Source organism: Ligilactobacillus acidipiscis DSM 15836 (assembly GCF_001435755.1).
Classification (GTDB): domain Bacteria; phylum Bacillota; class Bacilli; order Lactobacillales; family Lactobacillaceae; genus Ligilactobacillus; species Ligilactobacillus acidipiscis.
On sequence record NZ_AZFI01000311.1, the window covers coordinates 1 to 887 of the forward strand.

The 887-nt window shown below is 34.6% G+C and carries 1 protein-coding gene; it reads right to left on the bottom strand.

The features are described from left to right. Positions 1-99: 99 nt before the first annotated feature. Positions 100-348: a GlsB/YeaQ/YmgE family stress response membrane protein gene (locus FC65_RS10860; RefSeq protein WP_056972766.1), complete on the bottom strand. Its 249-nt coding sequence runs from the start codon at positions 346-348 to the stop codon at positions 100-102. Between the last annotated feature and the right edge of the window lie 539 nt (positions 349-887).

The window sequence follows — 887 nt, forward strand, 5'->3', positions numbered from 1 at the left end:
TTCATTTACACAAACTTCTTGACACTCCCAATTGACCAGCCAATAACAACCATGGATTCATTTAAAAGATTGTTAAAAAGTTTAACATATAGGAAAAATTTATCTTGTGCTACGACTTAAAAAGAAAGAAACTACTGCTACAACAACTATTGCGCCTATAATTGACGGAATAATGGCCATACCAGCTATATTTGGCCCCCAACTGCCTAAAATAGCTTCACCAATGGATGAGCCAACTAAGCCAGCGATAATATTGCTAATCCAGCCCATAGCTGCGCCCCGATTAGTGATGGCACCAGCAATTGCGCCGATAACAGCACCAACAATTAAAATCCATAACCAATGCATAAAATTCACTTCCCCTTTTTTGAACAAACGTTTTATAATGATTACAAGGATAAATATACCCTTATCAAGGGTGTGATGTAAGGAAACCATACGATCAAAGCTGTTGAACAAATTCACAATATTTCCTGTGCATGCTATTTATTTCATAAATGTTTTGGTCAATGTAACTATTAAACTTCATATATAAATTCCTCCTACCGGCTGTCATTACTTAATTGTAAGGGCTTTCTTAAGCTAAGAATATACCTTTTTTATTATTTATTAATAACCATGCTTATTATTTCGGACATGTTTACTAAAATGTTTAAAAAAGGTTATTTTTGGTATACACCCATATGCCCTATGCCACAACTGTTCCACTTTGGCGATTCAACATAGTGGCCAAAATCTTCTAGCAGCTGTTGCATTTTTATTGTTTGGTTAGTTCACATTGAAGCCCATTTGCCTAACCAAGATAAAAGATCATATCGTGTGAAATATTTACATTAGTCAACAATCTTTTAATCTGAATAATCGGGTAGGAGATAGTTCACACTATC

Coding starts and splice junctions, on each gene's coding strand:
- FC65_RS10860 (WP_056972766.1), bottom strand. CDS start 348: ATGCATTGGTTATGGATTTTAATTGTTGGTGCTGTTATCGGCGCAATT.